Raw genomic sequence first — 7705 nt, forward strand, 5'->3', positions numbered from 1 at the left:
AGCAATTACCAAACCGACCGTGAGTGTTGCCTTATCCGGAGCTCGCTGTCAGGTTCGCCCTGGCGATTTCGTACATGTCAGACGTGAGGAACAGCGATGAGCCTCGAGGGCCCTCTCAGCTTCGACCTCATTTATGAGCCCTGGATTCCGTGTCGGGAGCGCGACGGGGCGATCGTGGAGTACGGGCTGCTGCGCACGTTGGGGCATGCGCACGAGTTGGTCGGGATCACAGGGGACCTTCCGACGCAGGCCTTCGCGCTGACCCGCCTGCTCCTGGCCGTTCTGCACGCCGCGATCGACGGGCCGCGAGACTTGGACGAGTGGGAGCAGCTGTGGGAGGAAGACAAGCTGCCGGTGGCTCAGATCGAGCAACATCTCGCACTGCATCGCAACCGGCTTGACCTTTTCCACCCCGAGGCGCCGTTCATGCAGGTCGCTGATCTGCGCACGGCCAAGGGCGACATGTCAGACCTGAGCAAGCTCGTTGCCGACGTCCCCAACGGTGAGCCGTTCTTCACCACCCGGCTCGGCGGCGACCTGACTCTCACGTTCGCCGAGGCGGCGCGGTGGGTCGTGCATTGTCAGGCCTTCGACATCTCCGGGATCAAGTCCGGGGCCGTCGGCGATGAGCGCGTCAAGGGCGGCAAGGGATATCCGATCGGCGTCGGCTGGTCCGGCAACCTGGGCGGTGTCCTCGTGGAGGGCAGAACGCTGAGGGAGACGTTGCTACTCAACCTGATCGCGGCCGACTTCGGCCCCGGGCGCGCTGTCTCGACGGACCGGCCGGTCTGGGAGCGCCCGCCGGTCGGAGCGGCGGAGGAGATGCCGGGCGGGCGCGTCGCCGACGGTCCGGTCGACCTCTTCACCTGGCAGACCCGGCGGATTCGGCTGGCGGCTGAGGGCGACAGGGTCACCCGAGTGCTCCTGGCCAACGGAGAGAAGATCACGCCGCAGAACAAGAACCGGTTCGAACCGCACACCGCGTGGCGGCGCAGTGAGGCCCAGGAGAAGAAGCCGGGCGCTACCGCGGTCGTCTACATGCCGCGCGAGCACGATCCGGATCGGTCGATCTGGCGCGGTGTGTCGTCACTTCTCCCGGCCCTGGCAGCCATGTCCGCGCCGCAGAAGGGGCAGCCGGCGAGCGCGCTGTCGCCGACCGTCGTCGAGTGGCTCGGGTTCCTGAGTACGGAAGAGGTCCTAGCCAAGGACTTTCCGGTGCGGCTGCGAGCGATCGGGATGGTCTACGGCTCGCAGAACTCCGTCGTCGAGGACGTCGTGCACGACTCGATCGCGCTGCGTGCTTTGCTCGCCGAGCGTGGTGCGGGCGACCTTGCCGGGACTGTCGAGTCGTGCGTCCGCAGCGCGGAGCGGGCTGCTCTGGCGGTCGGCGGATTGGCCGCCGATCTGATCGCGGCAGCGGGCGGCGAGGGCGGCGGCCATCGCAGCCGCACGCTCGAGTCGGTGCACGCCTGGCTGGACCCGCTGTTCCGGGACTGGTTGTTCTCGCTCCGGCCGGACGTCGAGGTCCTCGAGGCTCAGGAGACCTGGCATCGCGAGGTCCGTGACGTGGTCGTGGGCGTCGCCCGGGAGCTCCTCGCCGACATCTCGCCTGCGGCCTGGGAGGGCCGGATGGTTCGCAACCAGCTGCTCACCGCCGCACATGCCGAGTCCCGGTTCTGGACCTCCCTGCGCGACGCGCTGCCCTACGCCTTCACGACCGAGCCCGTCGGCTCATGATCGACAGGAGTGATCCTCTGAGCACCACCGAGACCGGCTTGGGCAGGGCGGGAGTGTTCGTCGACGAGCGCGTCTCGGCCCTCCAGAGCAGCTACCTCAACATCTCCTACCGCGATCCTGCGGCGGTCGCGGCGTTGGCCCGACTCCGCCGCGGCGTCGGTAAGAGGCCGGGTGAGCTTCTCGACCTGCTTGAGTTCACCACCGTCCCGTGGTTCGTCGACGGTGACGCGGCGGGAGACGAGGAATGGGCCGTCCACGTCGCGCTGACCCTGTTCTCGGTGCATCAGCAGTCCCGCGGTGAACGCATGCACCAGCGGGGGCGCGGGCTCGGCCAGGCGTTGCGTTCGCTCCACTCGGGCGACCAGAAGTCGCTACCGGACCCGTTGATGCGACGGTTCCGGATGCTGGGCACCGCGGACGACTTCACCGAGTTCACCCACCACTTGCGCGGCGTGGTCCAACTGCTGCGCACCGGTGGCGCGCCCCTGGACTACGGCGTTCTCACCGACCAACTCGTGGACTGGCAACGCGGTCACCGCAGCCGGGTCCAGCTCACCTGGGGCCGGCAATTCCACCGCACTCGACGCACCGCCGAGCCCGTCGACGCTTCCCGGAAGGACTGATCATGTCCCGCACCGTCCTGGACCTGCACGTGCTCCAGACCGTCCCGCCGAGCAACCTCAACCGCGACGACACCGGCAGCCCCAAGACCGCCCGCTTCGGCGGCGTGGTGCGCGCCCGCGTGTCCAGCCAGGCATGGAAGCGCGCCACCCGCACCGCGTTCGAGCGCCTGCTCGACGCGTCCGAGCTCGGTGTGCGGACCAAGCGCCTTGCCGAGCTGGTGGGGGAGGAGATCACTCGCCAGGATCCGGCCCTCGTCGAGCAGGCGCCCGTGCTGGCCAAGCAGGTGCTCGAGGCCGTCGGGATCAAGATCTCCCCGCCGAACTCCAAGAAGGACGCCCCCGAGGAGTCGGGCTACCTGGTCTTCCTGAGCAACCGGCAGGTCACCGGTCTCGCCGAGCTCGCTGTTGAGGCAACCCGGGCCGGGGAGAAGCCCACCCGGGCCGAAGCGAAGAAGCGAGCGGACACCGAGCACTCGGTGGACGTCGCGCTGTTCGGACGGATGGTTGCCGAGGCGACCGACCTCAACGTCGACGCCGCGGCCCAGGTCGCCCACGCGATCTCGGTGCACGGCGTGCAGAACGAGTTCGACTATTTCACCGCCGTCGACGACCACAAGAACGCCGACGACGAAGAGGACGCCGGCGCCGGGATGATCGGCACCGTCGAGTTCAACTCCTCGACCCTCTACCGGTACGCCACCGTCGACGTCGACCGGCTCGCCGACAACCTGGGCGACGCCAAGGCGACCCAGCGCGCAGTTGAAGCATTCGTCCGGGCATTCGTGATGTCGATGCCCACCGGCAAGCAGAACACCTTCGCCCACGGCACCCTGCCCGACGCCGTCCTGGTCATGCTGCGGGACTCCCGCGCGGTCAACCTGGTCGGCGCGTTCGAGGAGACCGTCGAGGGCTCGGCCCGGATCGCGACCGCGATCGCGCGTCTGGCCACGCACGCACGGGAGATCGAAGAGGCCTACGCGGACGCGCCAGTCGCAGCCTGGACCTTCGGCCCGGGTGAGCGGATCGCGCCGCTGGCGGAGATCGCGACCCGCGGGGACATCGCGTCGACCGTCACGGCCGTTGGTGACGCGGTAGCGGCGCGGCTCGCATGACGACCCTCCTGCTCCGGCTCGGCGGGCCGCTGCAGTCCTGGGGCACCAGCAGCCGCTTCTCCCGTCGTGGCACCGACCGTGTGCCGAGCAAGAGCGGCATCGTCGGGCTCCTCGCCGCCGCGCAGGGAAGGCGACGCACTGATCCGCTAGAGGAGCTTCTCGCGCTGCGGCTTGCCGTGCGGACGGAGCAGGCCGGGCGTCTGGAACGGGACTTCCAGACTGCAGCGCGAGCGGGGGAACGGACCCCGATCTCGATCTCGACGCGCCACTACCTCGCGGACGCGGTGTTCCTCGCCGCTGTCGAGGGGGACCCCGCGCTACTCGAGGGGTTACAGGAATCCCTGCGAGTCCCGCACTTCCCGCTCTATCTGGGCCGACGGTCCTGCCCGCCCGTCGGGCAGCTGGACCAGGGCCTCCGAGAACTGTCCTGTGTGGAGGCACTGCAGCAGGAGCCGTGGCGCGCCTCGCTGTGGTTCCAGAAGGCGACCCGAAGGCCGCAGGTCGCCCTCGAGCTCGTCGCCGACTGCGAGGCCGGCGAACCGGGCGCGGAGCTGGTCCGGGACGAGCCGCTGAGCTTCGACCCGCGACACCGCCAATGGGCGTGGCGGTCGGTCAAGCGCCACGAGCCCGTGACCAGGGACAACCCGGAGTTCATCGAGAACACCGCAACCGTGCCGGTGACCGGCCAGGGGGTCGTCGACCTTCACGATCCGTTGGGGGTCCTTTGATGTACATGACCCGGTTCGAGATCAACCCGCAGCGTCGCGCGGCAAGGGACATGCTCGCCTCCCCGCAGCGTCTTCATGCCGCCGTGCTCGCCGCCTTCCCCGAGTCCAGCTCCGACGGGGGTCGGGTCCTGTGGCGACTGGACCCGGGCGCACACGACGCTGTGCTCTACATCGTCAGCCCGGACAAGCCGGACCTGAGCCACCTCGTCGAGAGCATTGGGCGTCCGACCTACGGCTGGCAGACCCGCGACTACGGGCCCTTCCTCGACCGATTGGCGGCGGGGGAGCGGTGGGCGTTCCGTTTGTGCGCCAACCCCGTGCACAACGTGCCCGCCCCGGGCGGGGGGCGCGGCAAGCGCGTAGGGCACGTCACCGCGGCCCAACAGACAGACTGGTTCCTGCGGCGTGTGGAACGCAGCGGCTTCGCGATAGTGGACGGGACGGCAGGCGCACCTGACCTGGTGTTGCGGTCGCGGAGGACGCTGCGGTTCGCCCGTCGCAACCGAACGGTCACCCTGTCGACGGCCGTCTTCGAAGGCACCCTGAACGTCGTCGATCCCATCTTGCTGCGGGCGGCATTGACGCAGGGGATCGGGCCGGGGAAGGGTTATGGCTGTGGCCTGTTGACCTTGGCCGCCGCGAGATGAAGCCGATCCCGGGAGCCAAGCCGGTCCCGCTCGGGCAGCTCGTCCGTTCCCAGGACCGGCTCAGCTTCATCTACCTCGAGCACTGCGTGGTGCACCGGGACGCCAACGCGATCACCGCCCGCGACCGGAAGGGCACGGTACACATCCCGGCCGCCTCCCTCGGCGCGCTGCTCCTCGGCCCCGGTACGACTGTCAGCCAGCAGGCGATGATGCTGCTCGCTGAGAGCGGCTCGACCGCGGTCTGGGTGGGAGAGCAGGGTGTGCGCTATTACGCGCACGGCCGCTCCCTTGCCCGCTCGTCTCGGCTGCTCGAGGCACAGGCCTCGAAGGTCTCCAACCAGCGCTCCCGCCTCGCCGTCGCCCGTGCGATGTACGCGATGCGCTTCGCCGGCGAGGACACCTCCGGCCTGACCATGCAGCAGTTGCGCGGCCGGGAGGGTGCCCGAGTCCGCCGGATCTACCGCGAGCAGTCCGAAAGGACCGGAGTCGAGTGGACCCGTAGGGACTACAACCCGGAGGACTTCGCCGCTGGAAGCGTGGTGAACCAGGCCCTGTCCGCGGCCAACACCAGCCTCTACGGCGTCGTGCACGCCGCAATCGTCGCCCTCGGCTGCGCTCCCGGCCTCGGATTCGTCCACAACGGACACGCACTCTCGTTCGTGTTCGATGTCGCCGACCTCTACAAAGCCGACGTCGCCATCCCCGTCGCTTTCGACATCGCCGCCGCTGCTGAGGTCGCCGACATCGGTGCCGAGACCCGACGTGCGGTACGCGACCGGATGAAGGGCGGCGCATTCCTCGAGACCTGCGTCCGCGACATCAAGACGTTGCTGCTCGACACCGGCGATCCGGAGGTCGAGTACGGGCCCGAGGCCTTCGACGCCGACGTCGTCATGCTGTGGGATGACAACGGCCGCCGGGTCGCCGCTGGCACCTCCTACTCGACCCCGGACGGCTATGTGGAGTCCGACCGCTCCTACGCCGAGCTCGCCGAGTGGATGGATGAGGATACATGACGGTCATCGTCGTGGCGGCCTGTCCGGTCGGACTTCGTGGCCATCTCACGCGATGGCTACTGGAGATCTCGGCAGGCGTTTTCGTCGGACGGGTCTCCTCTCGGGTCCGAGATCTCCTCTGGGAGCGCACCGTCGACATGGTCAAGTCCGGTCGAGCGATCATGGTGTTCGCCGCGAACAACGAACAAGGCCTCGACTTCAAGGTCCACAAACATGAGTGGACGCCGGTCGACATCGACGGCGTAACGCTCATGCTCCGGCCCAATGACACCGAAGGGCCCTCGGACGAGAACGCGCTCAGAACTCAGGGGTGGAGCAGCGCCAGCCGCCGGCGCCGGTTCAGGAAGCACTGAGCAAAGTCGAACTTCGTTCGCCCAGTAGGCTGGCATCCCTGCAGGTCAGTAAGTGTCGTCCCCGCGAGCGCGGGGGTGGTCCCCCGGCTTCGCGGAGGACCTCGGCGGTGGCGTCGTCGTCCCCGCGAGCGCGGGGGTGGTCCCACCTTCGGGACCACCCCGACGGGCTGGACCAAGTCGTCCCCGCGAGCGCGGGGGTGGTCCGAACTGATCGACGAGCACGGCAAAGCTCTCCTGGTCGTCCCCGCGAGCGCGGGGGTGGTCCCCGCCACTGCAGCACCCGCAGCTTGTCGAACCCGTCGTCCCCGCGAGCGCGGGGGTGGTCCCCGGCGCATCACCGCCCCGGACTTCTCGACGTGGTCGTCCCCGCGAGCGCGGGGGTGGTCCCGAGCCGCGGTCCACGTCGAGGCCGACACCGACGTCGTCCCCGCGAGCGCGGGGGTGGTCCCGACACGCAGGACGAGGTCACCGCGCCCGGGTCGTCGTCCCCGCGAGCGCGGGGGTGGTCCCAAGAAGATCATCATGGTGTTTCTCGCGGGGTGGTCGTCCCCGCGAGCGCGGGGGTGGTCCCGAGCCGCCGGGTCCGGCGGCGGTGAGCACCTGGTCGTCCCCGCGAGCGCGGGGGTGGTCCCGGCCTGCTCGGAGGCGAACGAGCCTCGGGTTGGTCGTCCCCGCGAGCGCGGGGGTGGTCCCCCGTACAGGTAGTCGCGCTGGTCACGGTCTGTGGTCGTCCCCGCGAGCGCGGGGGTGGTCCCGTGTTGCTGTCCACCTCGACCTGTTCGAGCACGTCGTCCCCGCGAGCGCGGGGGTGGTCCCTGATCCCCTCCTACGTGCAGTTGGAGTCCCCGGTCGTCCCCGCGAGCGCGGGGGTGGTCCGACCCGCTGGAACGTGTCCGGCGGCAGCATGAGTCGTCCCCGCGAGCGCGGGGGTGGTCCCGTGCCGAACGTGACCCGCAGCAGGGAGAGCTGGTCGTCCCCGCGAGCGCGGGGGTGGTCCCTCCATCTGCCCGTAGGCGATGAGGGAGCCGCGGTCGTCCCCGCGAGCGCGGGGGTGGTCCCGTGCCCCCGGTAGCGGGGCTGCCGGTTCCCGCGTCGTCCCCGCGAGCGCGGGGGTGGTCCCCAGACCGGTACCGGCGGAATCTTCCTGTGGGAGTCGTCCCCGCGAGCGCGGGGGTGGTCCCCCCCATGAGCGCCTTCGACCGCCAGAACCGCGGTCGTCCCCGCGAGCGCGGGGGTGGTCCCGTCCTCCAGTACAAGGGCGGCTCCACGTGGAAGTCGTCCCCGCGAGCGCGGGGGTGGTCCCGACCGGACGTTGACGTCGATCACGACGTCGATGTCGTCCCCGCGAGCGCGGGGGTGGTCCCTCCCGAGCCTGCGAACCTGACCTCCCCGGCGTGTCGTCCCCGCGAGCGCGGGGGTGGTCCCACCCGCGCGGTCACGAAGTACGACCAGGCGCTGTCGTCCCCGCGAGCGCGGGGGTGGTCCCCCG

General features: G+C 69.9%; 7 protein-coding genes and 1 CRISPR repeat array. All 7 genes read left to right on the plus strand.

Annotated elements, in window-relative coordinates; genetic code table 11:
• Positions 1 to 96 precede the first annotated feature (96 nt).
• From casA to cas2e, 7 genes are read left to right on the plus strand one after another with little or no spacing between them, the layout of a single operon-like run.
• Complete coding sequence (gene casA, locus BLS43_RS25205) at positions 97 to 1737, plus strand: type I-E CRISPR-associated protein Cse1/CasA (RefSeq protein ID WP_093089188.1); 1641 nt, start codon at positions 97 to 99, stop codon at positions 1735 to 1737.
• 53 nt (positions 1738 to 1790) lie between these two features.
• On the plus strand, positions 1791 to 2360 hold the full coding sequence (gene casB / locus BLS43_RS25210) for a type I-E CRISPR-associated protein Cse2/CasB (RefSeq protein ID WP_176921534.1): 570 nt from the start codon (positions 1791 to 1793) through the stop codon (positions 2358 to 2360).
• Between the two features lie 2 nt (positions 2361 to 2362).
• Entirely contained in the window at positions 2363 to 3472 is a 1110-nt protein-coding gene (gene cas7e, locus BLS43_RS25215) for a type I-E CRISPR-associated protein Cas7/Cse4/CasC (protein WP_093089190.1), read from the plus strand.
• Positions 3469 to 4200, plus strand: a complete 732-nt coding sequence (cas5e, locus tag BLS43_RS25220; protein WP_093089191.1) for a type I-E CRISPR-associated protein Cas5/CasD — start codon at positions 3469 to 3471, stop codon at positions 4198 to 4200. Before cas7e ends, cas5e begins: the two co-directional genes overlap by 4 nt.
• Complete coding sequence (gene cas6e, locus BLS43_RS25225; protein ID WP_093089192.1) at positions 4200 to 4847, plus strand: type I-E CRISPR-associated protein Cas6/Cse3/CasE; 648 nt, start codon at positions 4200 to 4202, stop codon at positions 4845 to 4847. Before cas5e ends, cas6e begins: the two co-directional genes overlap by 1 nt.
• Positions 4844 to 5863, plus strand: coding sequence for a type I-E CRISPR-associated endonuclease Cas1e (gene cas1e / locus BLS43_RS25230; protein WP_093089193.1), 1020 nt, complete (start codon positions 4844 to 4846; stop codon positions 5861 to 5863). Before cas6e ends, cas1e begins: the two co-directional genes overlap by 4 nt.
• Positions 5860 to 6216: a type I-E CRISPR-associated endoribonuclease Cas2e gene (gene cas2e / locus BLS43_RS25235; protein WP_093089194.1), complete on the plus strand. Its 357-nt coding sequence runs from the start codon at positions 5860 to 5862 to the stop codon at positions 6214 to 6216. The genes cas1e and cas2e overlap by 4 nt, the downstream gene beginning before the upstream one ends.
• Before the next feature lie 54 nt (positions 6217 to 6270).
• Positions 6271 to 7702: direct repeats of the CRISPR family, unit length 29 nt; unit sequence GTCGTCCCCGCGAGCGCGGGGGTGGTCCC.
• The last annotated feature ends 3 nt before the right edge of the window (positions 7703 to 7705 follow it).

Source organism: Pseudonocardia oroxyli, from assembly GCF_900102195.1.
Classification (GTDB): Bacteria; Actinomycetota; Actinomycetes; order Mycobacteriales; family Pseudonocardiaceae; genus Pseudonocardia; species Pseudonocardia oroxyli.